The sequence below is a fragment of the Thioalkalivibrio versutus genome, assembly GCF_001020955.1.
GTDB classification, from domain to species: domain Bacteria; phylum Pseudomonadota; class Gammaproteobacteria; order Ectothiorhodospirales; family Ectothiorhodospiraceae; genus Thioalkalivibrio; species Thioalkalivibrio versutus.
Genome location: NZ_CP011367.1, coordinates 1,152,649 through 1,171,143, shown reverse-complemented (window position 1 = coordinate 1,171,143; position 18,495 = coordinate 1,152,649). Strand labels below are relative to the sequence as shown.

General features: G+C 67.5%; 16 protein-coding genes. 9 read left to right on the top strand and 7 right to left on the bottom strand.

The genetic code is table 11. The features are described from left to right. Positions 1 to 168 precede the first annotated feature (168 nt). From TVD_RS05440 to TVD_RS05430, 3 genes are read left to right on the top strand one after another with little or no spacing between them, the layout of a single operon-like run. Positions 169 to 1,389, top strand: a complete 1,221-nt coding sequence (locus TVD_RS05440; RefSeq protein ID WP_047251013.1) for an efflux RND transporter periplasmic adaptor subunit — start codon at positions 169 to 171, stop codon at positions 1,387 to 1,389. After that, positions 1,386 to 4,460, top strand: a complete 3,075-nt coding sequence (locus TVD_RS05435) for an efflux RND transporter permease subunit (RefSeq protein ID WP_047251012.1) — start codon at positions 1,386 to 1,388, stop codon at positions 4,458 to 4,460. Before TVD_RS05440 ends, TVD_RS05435 begins: the two co-directional genes overlap by 4 nt. Further along, positions 4,453 to 6,045, top strand: coding sequence for a TolC family protein (locus tag TVD_RS05430; RefSeq protein WP_047251011.1), 1,593 nt, complete (start codon positions 4,453 to 4,455; stop codon positions 6,043 to 6,045). The genes TVD_RS05435 and TVD_RS05430 overlap by 8 nt, the downstream gene beginning before the upstream one ends. Positions 6,046 to 6,084: 39 nt before the next feature. Here the strand turns inward: TVD_RS05430 and TVD_RS05425 are convergent, their stop codons facing one another. The 4 genes from TVD_RS05425 to TVD_RS05415 all read right to left on the bottom strand — a co-directional run bounded on the left by TVD_RS05425 (position 6,085) and on the right by TVD_RS05415 (position 7,830). Next, complete coding sequence (locus tag TVD_RS05425; protein WP_047251010.1) at positions 6,085 to 6,663, bottom strand: histidine phosphatase family protein; 579 nt, start codon at positions 6,661 to 6,663, stop codon at positions 6,085 to 6,087. Beyond that, a complete protein-coding gene (locus TVD_RS14075; protein ID WP_081620877.1) occupies positions 6,660 to 6,809 on the bottom strand; it encodes a DUF2256 domain-containing protein in 150 nt (49 codons plus the stop codon). The genes TVD_RS05425 and TVD_RS14075 overlap by 4 nt, the downstream gene beginning before the upstream one ends. A 285-nt stretch (positions 6,810 to 7,094) precedes the next feature. After that, the gene (locus TVD_RS05420) at positions 7,095 to 7,508 is read right to left on the bottom strand and encodes a thiol-disulfide oxidoreductase DCC family protein (RefSeq protein WP_047251009.1); all 414 of its coding nucleotides are present in this window, start codon (positions 7,506 to 7,508) and stop codon (positions 7,095 to 7,097) included. After that, on the bottom strand, positions 7,501 to 7,830 hold the full coding sequence (locus TVD_RS05415; protein WP_018650250.1) for a hypothetical protein: 330 nt from the start codon (positions 7,828 to 7,830) through the stop codon (positions 7,501 to 7,503). The genes TVD_RS05420 and TVD_RS05415 overlap by 8 nt, the downstream gene beginning before the upstream one ends. A 236-nt stretch (positions 7,831 to 8,066) precedes the next feature. On the opposite strand from TVD_RS05415, the gene mtgA reads away from it, so the two are divergent. The 6 genes from mtgA to TVD_RS05385 all read left to right on the top strand — a co-directional run bounded on the left by mtgA (position 8,067) and on the right by TVD_RS05385 (position 13,907). Beyond that, positions 8,067 to 8,789 carry a monofunctional biosynthetic peptidoglycan transglycosylase gene (gene mtgA / locus TVD_RS05410; RefSeq protein WP_047251008.1) on the top strand — a complete coding sequence of 241 codons (723 nt, stop codon included), beginning with the start codon at positions 8,067 to 8,069 and terminating at the stop codon, positions 8,787 to 8,789. Positions 8,790 to 8,907: 118 nt separating this feature from the next. Continuing rightward, positions 8,908 to 11,220 carry a mechanosensitive ion channel domain-containing protein gene (locus TVD_RS05405; RefSeq protein WP_047251007.1) on the top strand — a complete coding sequence of 771 codons (2,313 nt, stop codon included), beginning with the start codon at positions 8,908 to 8,910 and terminating at the stop codon, positions 11,218 to 11,220. A 147-nt stretch (positions 11,221 to 11,367) separates the two neighbouring features. Continuing rightward, a complete protein-coding gene (locus tag TVD_RS05400; RefSeq protein WP_047251006.1) occupies positions 11,368 to 12,054 on the top strand; it encodes a zinc metallopeptidase in 687 nt (228 codons plus the stop codon). A gap of 26 nt (positions 12,055 to 12,080) precedes the next feature. After that, on the top strand, positions 12,081 to 12,731 hold the full coding sequence (locus TVD_RS05395; RefSeq protein WP_019563500.1) for a class I SAM-dependent methyltransferase: 651 nt from the start codon (positions 12,081 to 12,083) through the stop codon (positions 12,729 to 12,731). Next, positions 12,728 to 13,243 carry an MOSC domain-containing protein gene (locus TVD_RS05390; protein ID WP_019563499.1) on the top strand — a complete coding sequence of 172 codons (516 nt, stop codon included), beginning with the start codon at positions 12,728 to 12,730 and terminating at the stop codon, positions 13,241 to 13,243. Before TVD_RS05395 ends, TVD_RS05390 begins: the two co-directional genes overlap by 4 nt. A gap of 73 nt (positions 13,244 to 13,316) precedes the next feature. After that, on the top strand, positions 13,317 to 13,907 hold the full coding sequence (locus tag TVD_RS05385) for a hypothetical protein (protein WP_018169586.1): 591 nt from the start codon (positions 13,317 to 13,319) through the stop codon (positions 13,905 to 13,907). A 78-nt stretch (positions 13,908 to 13,985) separates the two neighbouring features. On the opposite strand, the gene malQ is transcribed toward TVD_RS05385, so the two are convergent. From malQ to glgC, 3 genes are read right to left on the bottom strand one after another with little or no spacing between them, the layout of a single operon-like run. Then, positions 13,986 to 15,461, bottom strand: a complete 1,476-nt coding sequence (gene malQ / locus TVD_RS05380; RefSeq protein ID WP_018937769.1) for a 4-alpha-glucanotransferase — start codon at positions 15,459 to 15,461, stop codon at positions 13,986 to 13,988. A 3-nt stretch (positions 15,462 to 15,464) separates the two neighbouring features. After that, entirely contained in the window at positions 15,465 to 17,213 is a 1,749-nt protein-coding gene (locus TVD_RS05375) for a glycoside hydrolase family 57 protein (RefSeq protein ID WP_019563498.1), read from the bottom strand. After that, the gene (gene glgC / locus TVD_RS05370; protein WP_047251005.1) at positions 17,203 to 18,468 is read right to left on the bottom strand and encodes a glucose-1-phosphate adenylyltransferase; all 1,266 of its coding nucleotides are present in this window, start codon (positions 18,466 to 18,468) and stop codon (positions 17,203 to 17,205) included. The genes TVD_RS05375 and glgC overlap by 11 nt, the downstream gene beginning before the upstream one ends. Positions 18,469 to 18,495: the final 27 nt, after the last annotated feature.

The following is an 18,495-nucleotide window of genomic DNA, read 5'->3' as shown; positions in this document are numbered from 1 at the left end:
GGCGCGAGGGACGGGCCGAATCGGATGTCGTCACGGAATTCTCCTTGTACTCGGGGGTCCTAGTCCGGGCTTCATCGAATCGGCGCCGAATTCCGAACGGAATTCATGCACGATTCAGTGAACCACGCGACACTCTAACCTGGCCACCCCGCACGCAAGCGAGTCGCAATGCCCCGCCCCTCCACACTGATCACCGCGATCCTGTTTCTCCTGGCCGCTGGCATCCTCGCCTGGATGCTGCTGGGCCCGGAAGACGACGCGGCCCCTTCCGGTCGTCCGGGCGGTGGCGAGACCCGCCCGGTCGCGGTCGCCATCGCCGGCATCGAGACCCGCGACCTGGTCGAACGGCGGCGTTTCACCGGCAGCATCGAGGGCGCCGACCGGATCGAGATCACCCCCCGCGTGGGCGGGCGGGTCGCCGAGGTATTCGTCAATCTGGGCGACCGCGTGGAGCCCGGTGATCCGCTGCTGCAGCTGGATACCGAGGAATTCGAGCAGGACGTGGCCCAGGCCGCGGCGGAGCTGGAAGTCGCCGAGGCCAGCCTGGCCGAGGCCCTGGCCAGCCGCGATGCCACCCGGCGCGAACTGCAGCGCACCCGCGAGCTGCGCGACCAGGGGATCGCGTCGCGCTCGGAGCTGGAGGCCGCGGAAACCGAACTCGCCCTGGCACAGACGCGCGTCACCCTGGCCGAATCGCAGATCCGCCAGCGGCGCTCCGCGCTGCGCACCCGCGAGATCCAGTTGAGCTACACCCGCATCGAGGCGGGTACGGCCGACAGCACCCGCTGGGTCGCCGAACGCCACGTGGATCCCGGCACGGTCATCAGCGCCAACGACACCGCACTGGCGCTGGTCCGGCTGCAGCCGGTGCGCGCCATCCTGGCCGTGACCGAGGCCGACTACGGCCGGCTGTCGCCGAGCCAGGGGGCACAGGTCTACACCGCCGCCTATCCGGACGCCGGCTTTGCCGGCACCATCGCCCGCATCGCCCCGGAATTCCGGCCCGGTTCGCGTCAGGCGCGGGTCGAGGTGGAGATCCCCAACGAACGCGACCAGCTGCGCCCGGGCATGTTCGTGGAGGCCGCCATTACCCTCGGGGAACGCAACGCCGTCCTCGCGATCCCACGCGACGCGATCATCCAGCGCGAGGTCGGCCCGACCCTGTTCAGCGTGGACCGCAGCGGCGAGCGCCCGCAGGCCCGCCGCCATCAGGCGGTTACCGGCGTGCGTGACGGCGACTGGGTCGAACTGCTGGAACCCGAGCTGCCGGAAGGCACCGAGGTCGTCGTGCTCGGCCAGCACCTGCTCGCGGACGGCACCCCGCTGCGCCTGACCGACCCGCGCAACGTGCCGGGTGGAGACGACACACCCGAGTCGGACACCCCGTGAATCCGGCCCGCGTAACGGTCCACCGCCCCGTGCTGACCAGCATGGTGGCCCTGATCGTGGTGATCCTCGGCCTGACCGCGCTGACCCGCCTGCCGGTGGATCTGCTGCCGAATATCACCTACCCGGTGGTCACGGTGATGACGTCCTACCCCAATGCCGGGGCCGAGGAAGTCGAACAACTCGTCACGCGCCAGGTGGAGCAGGCCGCGGCCGCCATTACCGGTGCCCAGGAGATCCGCTCGACCTCCGCCGAGGGCAACAGCAACGTCCGCATCAACTTTGCCTGGGGCACGGACATCCGCCAGGCGGTGGACGACCTGCGCGATCGCCTGGCGCGTATCGAGGACCGCCTGCCCGATGACGCCGATCGCCCGCTGGTGCGCCAGTTCGACACCCAGGACTCGCCCATCATGCGTCTGGGCATCGGCTCGCAACTGGACGCCATCCACCTGCGCACCCTGATCGACAACCGTATCGCCCCGCGTCTGGAACGCATCCCCGGCGTGGCAGCTGTAGATACCTTCGGCGGCCTGGAGCGCGAGGTCCGCGTGGAGGTGGACCCGGAGCGCATCGAGGCCATTGACCTCGGCCTGGACGACCTGCGCAACCGCATCCGCGACGCCAACGTGATCACCCCCGGCGGCCCGATCATGGACGGGCGCCGCGAATACCGCCTGCGCACGCCGGCCGAGTTCCGCTCGGTGGACGAGGTCCGCGATACCATTGTGCAACGCAGCGAGGACGGTGTGACCTACCTGCACCAGGTGGCCGACGTGCGCGACACCCACCAGCGCGTTACCCGCCGGTTCCGGGTCAACCAGGAGGAAGGCGTGCAGCTCGCCGTGCGCAAGCTGGCCGACGCCAACACCGTCGAGGTCTCCGAGGCGGTCCACGCCGAACTGGTGCGCCTGAACCGCGACTTCCCCCAGATCGACATCCGTGCGGTCACCGACGAGGCCGGTTTCATCCGCAACTCCATCACCAATGTCGGTCGGTCGATCCTCTACGGCAGTGCACTGGCCGTGCTGGTGCTGCTCGTGTTCCTGCGCAACATCCGCTACACGCTGGTCGCGGCCACCGCAATCCCGCTGGCGGTGATCGCCACCTTCGGCCTGGTCTACTTCGGCGGCTACTCGCTGAACCTGATGACACTCGGGGGGATCGCGCTGGGCGTGGGGCTGATGGTGGACAACGCCATCGTGGTGATCGAGAGCATTGCCCGAAGGCGCGAGGAACATGCCGAACAGACCGCCGCCGAGGCCGCCATCAGCGGCACCGGGCGCGTCGCACCCGCCATCGTCGCCAGCACCCTGACCACCGTGGCGATCTTCCTGCCGCTGTTCTTCGCCGAGGAACTGGCCGGCCAGCTGTTCAAGCCGCTGGCGGCGGTGGTCGCCTTTGCCCTGGCAGGCTCGCTGATCGTCGCGCTGACCCTGGTCCCGATGCTGATGGCCCGCGCCCCGATGCCCAAGCGCGACACCAGTGCCCTCGCGCGCATGGAGCAACGCTACCAGGGGCTGCTGCGGCGCACCCTGGCCCAGCCGTGGATGGTCATCGGCATCAGCCTCCTGCTGCTGATGATCGCCCTGGCGGGGCTGCGCGGCGTGGGCACGGAATTCCTGCCCGCCACCGACGAAGGCGAATTGCGCGTGCATGTCGCCATGGAGCCCGGCACCCCCCTGGAAGAGCTCTACGCCACCATGTCCGGCCTCGAGGCGATCATCCACGACGAGGTCCCGGAACTGGAAAACCTAGTCTCCAGCTCCGGCGCCTCGGCGTTCCGCGCCTCCTCGCCCGCCTCCGGCAACATGCGTGTGATGGTCGGCTCGCGCGACAGCCGCAGCCGCTCCTCCGACGAGATCGCCGCGGCCCTGCGCGAAGCGCTGGGCAGCCCGCCGGGGGTCGAGATCCGCGTGCGCGCCTCCAGCGGGATTTTCTTCCGCGGCTTCGGGCGCGGCGCCGACGAAGAAAGCCTGTCCATCGAGGTCCGCGGCTTCGAGCTGCCCACGATGAACGCCGTCATCGAGCGCTTCGAGAGCGCGCTGGCGGACGTCCCCGGCGTCACCGACACCCGCGTCGGCTCCGACGGCGGGCAGCCGGAATTCGCCACCCGCATCCACCGCGACCGCGCCGCCGACCTCGGCGTGGACGTGCGCACCATCGCCCAGACCCTGGAAACCGCCCTGGGCGGCTCCGGCGCCGGCCAGCTGCGCGCGGGCGGCGACGAGACGCGCATCTGGGTCCAGCTTCGCGACGCCGACCGGAGCTCGCTGGACGACCTCCTCAACCTGACCGTGCGCAGCGAGGACGGCGAACGCGTGGCATTGCGCAGCCTGGTCACGTTCGATACGGCGATCGGCCCGGACAGCATCCAGCGCCGCGAACAGGCGCGCATCAGCACCTTGTTCGTGAACATCGGCGACCGTTCGCTGGGCGAGGTCGCCGCCGACGTGCGTGCGGCGCTGGCCGACATCCCGCTGCCGGAGGAGATCGACTTCTCGGTCACCGGCGACATCGAGGAGCAGGAAGCGGCGTTCTCCGAACTGCTCCTGGGCACCCTGCTCGCGACGTTGCTGGTCTACATGGTCATGGCCAGCCTGTACGAGTCGTTGCGCGATCCGCTGATCGTGATGTTCTCCATCCCGCTGGCGATCATTGGTGTAACCGGCGCGCTGCTGATCACCGACACCACGCTCAACGTGCAGTCGCTGATCGGCATCCTGCTGCTGGTCGGGATCGTGGTGAACAACGCGATCCTGCTGGTGGACCGCATGGCGCGGCGCCACCGCGAAGACGGCATGGAACTGCAAGCGGCCATCGTGGCCGCCGCGGGCGAGCGCCTGCGCCCGATCCTGATGACCACGCTGACCACCATCCTGGCGCTGTCGCCGCTGGCCATCGGCATGGGCGACGGCGGCGAGGCCCAGGCCCCGATGGCCCGGGTCGTGATCGGCGGGCTGCTCTCGTCTACCCTGATCACCCTGGTGCTGATCCCGACGCTCTACCTGCTGTTCCACCGCCGGGGCGAGCACCCGCAACCCGTCTACCGAGTCGCCACGGATCATGCCTAGAACTCCCCTGCCCTTCCTCGTCGCGCTCGCACTGGCGCTCGCACTGGCGCTGGCCCTCCCGGCCCACGCCTCTGAAGCGCCGGATGCCTCCGACGGGCTGCGCCTGTCCCTGCCCGCGGAGGCACTGACGGACGCCCGGCCGTTCGAACGCGAGGCGGTGGCGGAAGAGACCCTGTCCCTGGAGGAGGCCGTCGCCCGCGCGCTGGAAGGCAACCGCGGCCTGCGCGCCGAGCGCCTGCAAACCGCGATCCAGGGCACCTTCGAGGCACAGGAACGCGCGGTGTTCGACCCCGAGCTGTTCGCCGAGCTGGAGATTAGCCGCGACCAGAGCGTGCGCCAGCTGGAACAGATCGGAGAAACCGATGAAGTAACCACTACCCGGCGCTTTGGCGAGGCGGGCCTCAGCCAGTCGCTGCCAACCGGCACGGACCTGACGGTCTCCGTACGCAGCTCGCGCAGTTCCAGCTCGCGCGTGGAGGCACCCCAGTTCACTACCCGCGCGGGCCTGAGCCTGACTCAGGCCCTGCTCCGCGGCGGGCGTATCGAGTCCAACCTGGTGCGCCTGCGCCAGGCCGGCCTCGACGTGGAGGCCTCGGAGTACGAGGTCCGCGGCTTCGTCGAACAGCTGATCACCGACGTCGAGGGACGCTACTGGGATCTGGTGCTGGCCGACGAACGGATCGCCATCTTCGAGGAGGCCCTGGCCGTGGCCCGCGAGCAGCTCGACCAGACCGAGCGGCGCATCGCCGCCGGCGACCGCCCCGAGACCGAGGCCGTGTCGGCCCGTGCCGAGGTGGCGCTGCGGCGTCAGGGCCTGATCGACGCCCGCGCCGAACGCGCCCGCGCGCAGGACGGCCTCGCGCGACTGCTCCAGGGCGACGGCGGCCTGTGGGATACCCGGCTCGAGGCGAGCTCCGAGCCGGGCCTGGAACGCTACACGCTGGAACCCCTGAATGCCTACGTGGCGCTGGCCCGCGACCATCGCGCCGATCTCAACGAAACGCGACTGCGGGTCCAGCGCGACCAACTGGAGGTCGTGCGCACCCGCAACGGCCTCCTGCCGCGCCTGGACTTCTTCGTGACCCTGGGCCAGTCGGGCTACGCAGACAGCTTCAGCCGCACCTGGCGCGACCGCCAGGGCGACGGCTACGACCTGGCGGCCGGCCTGCGCTTCGAGATGCCGATCGGCAACCGCGCCGCCGAGGCCGAACACACCCGGGCCCGGCTGACCCGCCAGCAGATCCAGGAAACCCTGGCCAACCTGGAACAACTCGCCATCGAGGACGTGCGCGGCACCTGGTTCGATGCGGCCCGCATCCGCGAACAAATTCAGGCACAGAAGGAAACCGTCGAGTTGCAGGAAGAACTCCTGCGGGTGGAACAGACGCGCTTCCGCGTCGGCGCCGGGACCGCGCTGGCCGTCTCCCAGGCCCAGCGCGACCTGCTGGAGAGCCGCCTGAACCTGACCGAGACGGTCGTGCGCTTCCGTCAGCTCACCACCGAACTGCTGAACGCCAGCGGCACCCTGCTGCTCCATCGCGGCATCGACGCCCCCGGCGCCGAACGCGTGGATATCCGTCTGTAAGCCGGTTTGCACACGACCCGGCGCCTTCGGTTCGCGCGGCTATTGATCCACCGGCCGGGCATTGCCCTGCGCGTCGATCTCGACGACCAGCATCGCCCCGGCGCCAAGGCTGCGGCCGCTCAGCTCCATGATGTTGGCCCGGTGGGTCACGTAGACCGCCGGCCCCGCCGTCTGCCGGTATTCTTCCGCCAGGTGTTCGCGCCACGCCTGCATGCGCCGCTCGCGATGCGGGGCATTAGTGCGAAACACCGAGCCCATTGCCTCCAGCACAACGGGCTCACCGAACCCCAGGAGCGCCGCGGTATCGACATTGCGGCACCACGGACCCGCGAACACCCGGATCGACTCGAGGCCCGCCGCGCGCAGGCGCTCCCCACTGACGCGCGCCTGCGCGCGTCCTTCAGCCGACAGATTGCGCTGCGTGGCGCAGTCATCGACATCGAAGCCCGACGGGTCACCGATGCCGGGCGCCAGGGCATGGCGCAGCAGCAGGATGCGGTGGGGCTCCTGTAATTGCGCGACGATCGCGCGTTCGGCCGCCAGGTCGCCCGCCACCAGGGGCAGAGGCACCGCCAGCACGGCGATCCAGAACACCAGAACGACAAAGCGCTTCGTCACGCGATCTTCCCCGAACGGCGACGCCGGCAGGCGTCCGAACAGTAGCGAACCTCATCCCAGCACCGGGCCCATTTGCGCCGCCAGGCGAACGGGCGGCCGCATACCGCACAGGTCTTCTCCGGTAGATGCGGCTTGGCGTGGGCCACCTTAAGGAGACGCTGATTTAATCGCGCGTCCGCGCTCGAGTCGCTTTTGCGTGCGAACAAGGCGCGGTGACTGCCGTGCAGTCATTCTGCACAAGGGAACCGCAACGCAGTTCCCACGCAAAAGCGGCCGAGCCCCTGCTTTCAATGGCTTGTGGGGTTGGTGTCCCCTGTTCCCCGATCCTGCGTTGCGCCGCTTGCCGGTAGAACCACTACCCGCTGCACGACGCGCCTTGTCTCGGAAAACAGGGGGCACCAACGCGGACGTGCGATTAAATCAGCGTCTCCTTAGCGGTCCGGGTGACAGACCCCATCGTCGCAGCGCGAGCGCCAGCGATAACGCGCAATCACGTTGTAGACGCGATCCATCAGCCAGACGATCGGCGGCAGGCGATGCAGCACACCGCCAAGCCAGCGGTAATATGGCAGGTGCCGCCAGACCAGCACGAAGGCCCAGGCGCCGCTGCGAATGCGCCCGTCGGCGCTTACGGCATGCATGCGCCGCATCGCACGATCCCAGGTGATCCCCCAGGCGTCGAGCGGTGTGGCATCAGCATGGATATCACGCCAATCGATCGCACCCGCAGTGTCGAGCCGCTGGTAGTGGCCGATCTCGCGCCGGCAAAGCGGACAACCGCCGTCGAAGAACACCACCGGTCGTCCCGGGGCCTCGGAATATTGGTCCTGGTGGTTTTCAGGCATGCCCCACCGGCCCGGTCTGCTGGTGCCGGGCACCATCGAGGGATCTAAGCGCCCGCTCGACCACATCACGCGCCAGATCCTGGGTCATCTCGGGGTTGGCCGGGATCATCTCCGTGCGCACGGCCAGGGCCATTGCCAGCGCTTGCAGCACGTCGCCATTGCAGGTATCGCCCAGCACGCCGATCTCGCTGTCCAGCGTGTCAGTCAAGCGATCCAGCAACTGTTGTACCCGCACCGCCGAGCCGGTCTCGGGGTGCAGACGGAAGTCGAAGGACACGGCCTCGCCGCTCGGGGTGACATAGCGATAGGGCAATACGTCCATGGCTCTCTCCTTCGCGAACGGTTGGCTTGTTAAGGCGAATTCCGGGGTCGTCCTCCTCACCCCTTCGCCATTGGGCCACGAAACGGCAAAACAGTTCGCCGCGCATGCTTCCAGAAGAGAAGAAAGGGCACGCCCCATCCCGCCCGGCGAGCGCAGGGGTTATCCTTTCAGCCCATGAATCCACGTGTCCGGACAGTCATCCATCCGCACGCCCACCGCCCAGAGGCGAGACCGTAGTGGCCACGCGCCGCAAGCGCCGCCCGCTCCGCCGGTTGCTCTACTGGACGGGCGGACTGGCCGCATTGGTCCTGGCGCTGGGGATCGGGGCAATGCTCGCCCTGGTGGTGCTGTTCGCCCGGGTCGACCCGCCCTACGGCATGGCCATGGTGGTGGCCACCGACTGGCAAACCGCCTCCAACCGGCGCCCGGACTGGCAACGCCTGGACGATCTGCCCCGCCATCTGATGCTGGCGGTGATCGCGGCCGAGGACCAGCACTTCCCCAACCACCGCGGCTTCGACTGGGGCTCGGTACGCCAGGCGCTGGGCGATCACGTTCGCGGCGGACGCCTGCGCGGCGCCAGCACCATCAGCCAGCAAACCGCCAAGAACCTGTTTCTGTGGCACGGCCGCTCCTGGGCGCGCAAGACGCTGGAGGCCGGATTCACCCTGGGCATGGAGACCCTCTGGCCGAAGCGGCGCATCCTCGAGATCTATCTGAACCTGGCGGAATGGGGCCCCGGCATTTACGGCATCGAGAACGCCGCCCAACACTACTTCGGGATCTCCGCCACCGAGCTGGATCGCCACCAGTCCGCGCGCCTGGCCGCCATCCTGCCCAGCCCTGGCCGCATGAACCCCGTGCAACCCGGACCACAGCTGGATCGCCGGATCGCCTGGGTCGAGCGCCAGATGGCCCAGCTCGGCATCGCCTGGCTGGATCCGATGCTGCTGGAATAAAGCCTGTGCGCAGGCCACCGAAATTGTGGTACGGAACTTCCAGCCATTAGACTGCCTCGGACTGACTGACCGTACCGGGGGCTCGCATGGATGTCCCGCCCAGACATGGAGGTTTGCCGTGACCCACCTGCGCGCGCCGCGTATCGACTTCTCCCGCCTGCTGGTGCTTGTCGCCCTCCTACTGATCCTGCCCCTCGGGGCCGCGTCCGCACAGGACACCGGTCAGCAGGATTCCGGCAGCGATCTGCGCCAGATGCTCATCGACGCGCTGGAGAACGAGGAGGCCCGCGAAGACTTGCTCGAGGCCCTGCGCTCCGGCGACGGCTCCAGCGCGAAGGACGCCGCCACGGATGACCTCCCGGTCGAAACCGGCGACAGCGAATCCGTGGCGCGCCAGATTGCCCAGCTCACCCAGTCGCTGGCCGAGGGCACCGTGGCCGAGGTCCGCGCCCTGAGCGATATCGCCACGGACATCGCCGAGCGCGTCCGCGCGATCGAGCCAACCGTGTTCGGGGTGGCCGTGCTCGATCTCGCCATCATCATCGTGTTCACCGTGGCCGTGTTCCTGGTGCTACGCCGGATGGGTGCGCCGCTGTTCACGGCGCTCGACCGCTGGGCGCTGAATGCCGCGGAGCACATGCGCCTGATGCGGGCGCTGCCGGCCGTGTTCCTGGCGGCCGCCATCGACTTCCTTGTCGTCATCCTCGCCTGGCTGGCCGGCTATGCCCTGGCGCTGTTCGTGCTGGGCGATACCGGCGAGATGAACACGCGTCATTCGCTGTTCCTGAACGCATTCCTGCTGATCGAGGTGACCAAGGCGGCCCTGCGCCTGATCTTCGCCACGCGCTACCACGGCCTGCGCCTGCTGCCGATGGCCGGGGACGAAGCGGCCTACTGGAACGCCTGGCTGGCCCGCATCGTGGGGTATATCGGCTACGGCCTGTTGCTGCTGGTGCCGATCGCCAACAACCAGATCTCGTCCGAGGCCGGGCGCTCCCTGGGCCTGATCGTGATGCTGACGGCTTTCCTCTACGCCGCCGTGATCATCCTGCAAAATCGGACGCGGGTGCATGACCGCCTGATGGCGTTGGCGAACAGGACCCAGTTCACCTTCACCCGCATCCTAGTCTCGATGCTGGCGAATTTCTGGCACTGGATCGCCCTGATCTACTTCCTGGCCCTGGCCGTGGTCAGCATCACCCGGCCGGAAGATGCGCTCCCCTTCATGGCCAAGGCGACCGGACAGACGCTGCTCGCCATCTTCGTGGGCATCTTCGTCGCGAACCTCCTGACCCAGTTGATCGGCCGCCGGATTCGGGTCCCCGAAGAGACACGGGAGAAGTTTCCGTCGCTGGAGCTGCGCCTGAACTCCTACATCCCCAACGCGCTCAAGGTGATGCGCCTGGTGATCCTGCTGATCGTACTGGCCGTGGTCGCGGATGCCTGGGGTGCATTCAGCCTGACCACATGGCTGGCCTCGGATATGGGCATGGCGGTACTGGGTACCGCGATCTCTGTAGCATTGATCCTGCTCGGCGTTCTGGCCATCTGGCTGGTCTTCGCCAGCTGGATCGAGCACCGCATGAATCCGAATACCGGGGGTGGTCAGCCGACCGCCCGCGAGGCCACGCTGCTGACGATCTTCCGCAATGCGATGGCCATCGTTCTGATCGTGATGACCACCATGATCGTGCTCGCCGAAATCGGCGTGAACATCGGCCCGCTACTGGCCGGTGCCGGTGTCCTCGGCCTGGCGGTCGGCTTCGGCGCACAGAAACTGGTGCAGGATGTAATCACCGGCGTATTCATTCAGCTGGAGAACGCAATCAACGTCGGCGATGTGGTCACCGTGGCCGGCACCACCGGTACGGTCGAGCGCCTGACCATCCGCTCGCTGGGCGTCCGCGACCTCTCCGGAACCTATCACCTGATCCCATTCTCGTCGGTGGATGCGGTGGCTAATTACATGCGCGAATACGGCTATCACGTCGGCGAATACGGCGTCGCCTATCGCGAGGACATCGACGAGGTCATCGTGCGCCTGCGCGAGGCCTTCGAGGAACTCAAGGCCGATCCGGTTCAGGGGCCGAACATCCTCGACGAGATGGAGGTGCACGGTGTCACCGCGCTGGCGGACAGCTCGGTCAACGTGCGCATCCGCATCAAGGCCCTGCCCGGCACCCAGTTCGGCCTGGGCCGCGCGTTCAACCGCCTGGTCAAGCGTCACTTCGACGCCGCCGGCATCGAGATCCCGTTCCCGCACCAGACCATCTACTTCGGTCGGGAGAAGGACGGCGGCGCCCCGGCAGCCAATCTGCGGCTTCTGCAGGACAAACCGGCCAACGAGCAGGATGGCGACGACTACTCGGATGACCGGCGGGCGCGCCCGAATCCGAAGCACAAGGGCGACTACGACGAGGCCGACGACTGAAGCGCTTGCCCGTGAGCGGGGCGCGCACTCGAATCCCCCCTGCCGCGGCAGCTCCCGGGCAGGGGCTTCGCGGGCGACCCCGCTCCCAAGGCCCCAGGGAGACGCTGGCTCTTTCCGACGCCTCGGGCTTCGGGAGATCATGAGCGTATGCGTCTCCTGATCCTGCTTGTGCCTCTGCTCCTGCTCGTTGCCTGGGCACCGGGCTGGTGGGTCCGCCACACCATGAAGAAATACCACCGCCCGGCGGACCGCTACGATGGCACCGGCGCGGAGCTGGCGCGCGAGCTGCTGGACCGCCACGGACTGCACAAGGTCCAGGTGGAAACCACGAAGGACGGCGATCACTACGACCCGGCCTCGCGCACCGTGCGCCTGTCACCGGAGAACCACGACGGCCACTCGCTGACGGCGATTACCGTGGCCGCCCACGAGGTCGGCCACGCCGTACAGCACGCCCAGGGCTATGCGCCACTGCGCATGCGCAGCACGCTGGTCGGAATGACGCGCTACGGCCAGCAAATCGGCGCCTGGCTACTGGTCGCCATTCCGTTCATTACGCTGCTGGCGCGGCACCCGGCGCCGGGGATCCTGTTCTTCCTGGCCGGGGTGCTGTCCATGGGTCTGGCCGCCCTGGTCCACTTCATCACCCTGCCCACCGAGTTCGACGCCAGCTTCCGCCGTGCCATGCCGATGCTGCGCGAGGGCAACTACCTGCACCCGCCCGACTACCCGCATGCCGAACGCATCCTGAAGGCGGCGGCCTATACCTACCTGTCGCAGTCGCTGATGAGTCTGCTGAACATCGCCTCGTGGTTCCGGTACCTGCGCCGATGATCGTTCCCGCCCCGGACGCCTGTCCGTTGTGCGGGCAGTCCACCCGGCCGTTTCACCACCGCGGCATCGGCGACGCCTCGCCCGGAGACTATCGCCGCTGTCAGCACTGCGGCGTGATCGCGCTGGAACGCAACGCCTGGCCCCACCGCGAGGTGGAGAGGGCGTACTACCAGACCCACGAGAACCGGCCGGATGATCCCGGCTACCGCGCCCATCTGCAGCGACTGATCGAACCATTGGTCAAGGCGCGGCCACCCCCGGCCCACGGACTCGACTGGGGTTGCGGTCCGCAACCCGTGCTCGCCGGGTTGCTCCAAGACCGGGGCTACACGATGGCGTTCTGGGACCCGGCCTTTGCTCCCACACAACCCGATCCGCCCGGCGACGGCTGGGACATCCTTACCTGCACCGAGGTCCTGGAACACCTGCACACGCCCCTGAACACGCTGGGAACCATGGTCGCGGGACTGCGCCCCGGCGGGGTCCTGGCCATGATGACCGAATGGCCCCCTGCGGCGGCCGGCTTTCGTCGCTGGCACTATCGCCGCGACCCCACCCATGTCGCCTTCTACGGCCCGACCACACTCCAGTGGATTGCCACCCGCCTGGGATGCACACTGGACCTGCCTGCCCCCGATATCGCCCTGTTCAGCCGCACAGGAGACCTCCCGCAATGATCCACCGACTGCGTGCCTGGCGCCCGGAGTGGTTCGGTCTGCCCGTCGCGCACCTGCAGGCAATCCACGTCTGTGCCGCGGCTGGCGACCCGATGGATACGATCGAGTCCATCGAAGCCATCGCCGGCAGCGGACTCCGGGGCGATCGCTACGCCACCCATCGAGGGCACTGGCATGCGGTCGAGAGCTGCCCGGTCACACTGATCACGGCCCCGGAACTGCAACGGGCGTCACAGCGCCGCGGCCGCCCGATCGCCCCCGGGGAACACCGCCGCAACCTCGTGGTCTCCGACTGGTACCGCATACCCCGCCAGAGTGGCTTTCTTCGGATCGGAGAGGCGGTCCTGAAGATCGGACGGCCACGCCCGCCCTGTGGGTATCTCAACCAGTTAGTGGGCGACAACCTCGCACGAGCCCTCGGTCTCGACAGCGGGATTTGCCTTGAAGTCGCGCATTCCGGGATCCTGCGCGTCGGCGACCGGGTGAGCTGGCACCCGGGCGGGCCCGCATGATCCGGCCACGCTTGTTAAGCTGGGGTTAAGTGCCATTGACTACGATGTACGTGTATTCACGAGGAGAAACTTTATGAAGATTCGTTCCCAGTCCCTCGCCGGACTGATTGCCGCCGCCGCGCTCGCGCTGGCCAGCCCACTCGCCATCGCCCAGGGCATGGGCCAGGGGCAAGGTCAGGGCGGCATGGGCATGCAGGGTGGCCAGGGCGGCAACCCGCAGATGGAGATGCAGCAGCTCCAGCAGACCCTCGCCGAGACCCAGCAGCAGGCCATCGAGAACAACCCCCAGCTGGAACAGAAGGGTGAAGAACTGGAGAACCTGGTGCTGGACAAGATGGAGGCCGCCGGCTACCAGCCGCGCCGTGATCTGGAGACCCTCGAATCCGCCGAAGAGCAGCTGCGCGACCCCGATCTGAGCGCGGAGCAACGTCAGGAAGTCATTCAGTCCGAAGACGTGCAGCAGGCGCAGATGAACCTGCAGGAAGCACAGCAGGCCGTCGCGGAAGACCAGGAAATTCGTCAGGCGCAGGAATCCCTGCGTGAAGACCTGATGGCCGCCATGCGCCAGGAAAACGCCGATATCGACGACGTGATCGAGCGCATGCAGCAAATGCAGCAACAGATGCAGCAGCAACAGGGTGGTCAGGGCGGCATGATGCGCTAATCGCGCAACCAGCCCGGTAACAAAGAAAGCCCGGCCCCTGCAAAGGGACCGGGCTTTTTTCATGTCCGGGCCGGACCGTCAGTCGAGGCGACCCGTCTCCTGCGCCAGCGCACGCAGCGCCTCGGTCTGTCCATCGGGCAGCTGGTTCCAGCCAAAGCGCCAGCTCCAGTTGCCGTTACCGACTGTGCCGGGGGTGTTCATGCGCGCCTCCGATCCCAGGTGCAGGGCGTCCTGCATCGGCAGGATCGCAAGCTGGGCCGGTGACCGACAGGCCGCACGAATCAGCGGCCAGGGCATCTCCTCGGCCGGGCCCTCGTCCAGTGTCCCGATCACATGCTCCTGCATGGCCGGCTCCAGGGAGCGAAACCAGCCCAGCGTGGTGTCGTTGTCATGGGTCCCGGTATACACCGCACTCAGTTCATCGTGATTCGCCGGCAGGTAGGGGTTGTCCTCCCCTCCTTCGAAGGCGAACTGCAGGATGCGCATGCCCGGCAGATCGAAACGCAGACGCAGTTCGGTGACCTCCGGCGTGATCACCCCCAGGTCCTCCGCCAGCAGCGGCAACGCGCCCAGGCGGGCCTGCAATTGCTCGAAGAAGTCGGCACCCGGCCCCGGCACCCAGTGGCCCTGAGTCGCATCCGGCTCGCTCGCCGGCACTGCCCAGCTCGCCTCGAAGCCGCGGAAGTGGTCGATGCGCACGGCATCCACTGTCTCCAGCGTCCAGCGCATGCGCTCCACCCACCAGTCGTATCCGCGCTCGGCAAGACGATCCCAGCGGTAATGCGGATTGCCCCAGCGCTGCCCGGTCTCGGAGAAGTAATCCGGCGGCACGCCGGCCACGGTCTGCGGATGCCCCGTGGCGTCGAGGTCGAACAGGTCGCGGTGGGCCCAGACCTCGGCCGAGTCGTGGGCCACGAAGATCGGCATGTCGCCGAGGATCAGGATGTCCTGCTTGCGTGCATGCTCGCGTACATCCTGCCACTGGTCGAACAGGACGAACTGGGCGAAGCGCACGGCCTCCAGGGCCTGGCCCGCTTCGGCCTCCACGGCCGCCAGGGCGGCCGGATCGCGATCGCGCAATGGGGCCGGCCATTCCCACCAGGGGCGGCCGTCCTCGCGGCCGCAGATGACCACGAAACGGGCAAAATCATCCAGCCAGACCGGACCCTGGGCATCAAGGAAGGCCTGGTAGGCCTGCGCCCAGCCCTCGCCCGCCTGCTCCAGCCGCTCCCGCGCCTGTTCCAGCAGCGTTCCGACCGGCTCGTCGTCCGCATCCAGGCCCGCCCGTTCAGCCAACCGCTGCGGGTCGATCAGGCGCACATCTCCGGCGAAGGCCGAGATACTGGCGTAGGGCGAACCGTCCTCCTGCGGCGGATGCAACGGCAGGATCTGCCACAGGCTGAATCCGGCATCCCGCGCCCAGTCCAGAAACCGGAAGGCCTCCTGCCCGAGCGTCCCCACCGGGCCCGGGCCCGGCAGTGAGACCGGATGCAGCAAAATGCCGGCCCGGCGGCGCTGCATCAGCGGATTACAGTGCTCTTCACCCGCCTCCATGGACTACTGTCCCTTGCGCATGGTGCCGCCAGCGGCGGGATCACCACCCCCGACCGACAGCACCTCGCCCAGTGACTCGGGCACTTCAAGGTCCGCCAGCTGGTACAGCCGTGCCAGGTGACGGCGGTAGAGCTGTTCGAAGTCGCTGACCGACCCGGCCGGGTTGTACTCCCCGAACCACCAGCACCAGTCCGAGCCCTCGCACACCGCCAACTGCTTGCGCAACTGCGGCGTATCCAGCGCAGGGCGCTGCGCGATTGCCTGATCCACGGCCGTCCAGGCCTCGATCAGGCGGTCCCAGCCGAGGTTCTTGTCGGGATCACCGATCCAGGTGGAGAAGGTCCCGTAGACCCAGGACCCGGCCACCATGCCCGGCAGCTCGCCGCGATCCGCGCGCGGCCCGCTGCGCTGGCACACGTCGGAGAAGGTGCACAGGTTCAGTCGCGGGTTTTCCGCCAGGCGCTCATACAACGCCCGCAGGAAATGGAAGCCGTTGTCCGGGTAGTATTCCCAGGCGTTCTCGCCATCCAGGATCACCGCCACCACGCCACCCTCGGGCGAGACCGCGGCAATGTTCTCCAGGTGATGGACGAAATCGCCGACTGCGTCGTCGGCATGCCAGTCGGCATAACGAAAACCGATGGCATCGGACAGCCCGTCATCACGGAAAAACAGCTCGGTTTTGGCGTCCGCCAACCGATACGGGCGGTGCAGCCAGCCCTCCTGTTCCGCCGATCCGGTGTTGGATTCGGCCGTCTGACCGGCTGCGGCCAGGCTGTTACCCAGCACGGTCTGCCCACTGGCCGTCCAGCAGATATCGTAGTCATCCAGCAGGCGCACGGTCGCCTCGCTGATGCCCCCCTCCGACGGCCAGCAGCCACGCGGGCGAAAACCGAAATACTGCTCGAACACCTCCAGCCCACGTTCGATGTGCCAGCGCACGCGGGCCTCGCCATCCGGGTAGACCGGGGCCTGCGGCAGGGCGATATCCGGCATCGCATCGCGAGCGGAATCCAGATCCAGCAGCAACGGCATGATCGGGTGGGCATACGGGGTAAACGACAGCTCCACCCGCCCCTGCTGCGCCAGCTCACGATAGCGTGGCAGGATCGCCTTCACCTCGTCACGGATCAGCTTCAGCAGCCGGCCCCGGACATCACGATTAAAGGCGGTCGTGACTTTCAGCCAGCCCTGCACCTCGGGATAGGCCCGGCGCACGGTTTCGCCCAGCCAGGCCAGGTGGTAGCACGTCGCCAGATCCTGGAAATAGCGGTTATCCAGGTGCGCCAACAGCACCGGATCCTCCAGCGCCTGGCGCGCCAGGGCCGCCAGGCGCTCGAACAGCGGAAACGGCTCGATCATGCGCGGGGCATGCGCCCGCAGGCACACCCGCAGGATCTCGCGGCGCTGCACCGGGTCCACCGGCACGATGTCCATCTGCAACAGGTCCAGCACCGGATCGCCAAAACTCGAGCGGTCGCCAATACCGGCCTCCAGCCGCTCGCCGTAATCGGCGATCTGCTCCAGCAGGATCGGGGCGAAGTTCACCACCGCGCGCGCCTGGGGGCAGGCCTCCAGGTGCGCGGCCATGTCGGTGTAGTCCTTCAATGCGTGCAGGTAGGTCCACGGCAACACGTACTCACCCGCGCCCGAGTCGTAGTATTGCGGCTGATGCATGTGCCAGCACAACACCACATCGAGCTGCGGCGGCTGGGTGGCGAGCGCGGTGGTACTGCCGGATTCAGCGGACATGATGAGTGGCCTGGCCCAGCATTTCGGGCGTGACCACGCGCACTCCACCCGGAGAGACGAAGTAGTCGCGGGCATCGGCCTCGTCGTCCACCCCGATCTCGGTCCCGTCCGGGACCTTGCACCCCTTGTCGATCACCGCATTGCGGATCACGCAGTTTTCGCCAATGGTCACGCTCGGCAGAATCACCGAGTCCTCGACCGTGGCGCAGGCGTTCACCTGCACGTTGGAGAACAGCAGCGAGTGGCGCACGGTACTGCCGGAAATGATGCAGCCGCCGGAGACCATGGAGTCGATCGCCATGCCGCGCCGGTCCTCGTCGTCAAACACGAACTTGGCCGGCGGCAGCTGTTCCTGGTAGGTCCAGATCGGCCATTCCGAATCGTACAGGTTCAGTTCCGGGGTCACGCCGATCAGCTCCAGGTTGGCCTGCCAGTACGAGTCGATGGTCCCCACATCACGCCAGTAGCCCTGGCGTACGCCCTGCTCGTCGCGGAACGGGTAGGCCATCACCTGGTTTCGCTCGATGATGCCGGGAATGATGTCCTTGCCGAAATCATGGCTGGAGAAGGTGTCGTCGGCATCCTTGACCAACTGCTCGAACAGGAATTCAGTATTGATCACGTAGATCCCCATGGAGGCCAGCGAGTGGGTCTTGCTGCCGGGGATCAGCGCCGGCTCCTCCGGCTTCTCGGCAAACGAGGTAATCCGGCTGGAAGCATCCACGCCCATCACCCCGAAGGCCTTGGCGCGCTCTTGCTCTACCTCCAGGCAGCCCACGGTCATGTCCGCGCCGCTCTCCACGTGGAAGGCGATCATCTGGCCGTAGTCCATCTTGTAGATGTGGTCCCCGGCCAGGATCAGTACGTAGCTCGGATTGTGCTGCCGGATAATGTCGATGTTCTGGTAGACCGCATCGGCGGTTCCCGCATACCAGGAGGTCTCGATGCGCTGTTGCGCCGGTAGCAGCTCGATGAACTCGCCGAATTCCCCGCGCAGGAAGCTCCAGCCGCGCTGCATGTGCTGGATCAGCGAGTGCGCCTTGTACTGGGTCACCACCGCCACCTGACGGATGCCCGAGTTGATGCAGTTGGACAGGGGGAAATCGATAATTCGGAACTTGCCGCCAAAGGGCACGGCCGGCTTGGCCCGCCACAGCGTCAGTTGTTTCAGTCGCGAGCCGCGCCCGCCGGCCAGGATCAGGGCCAGGGTCTCCCGGGTCAGGCGGCTAACGTAGCGTTGCGGTTGCGGAGTCATGCACCCTTCCTTGCTTAGTCGTGTTGT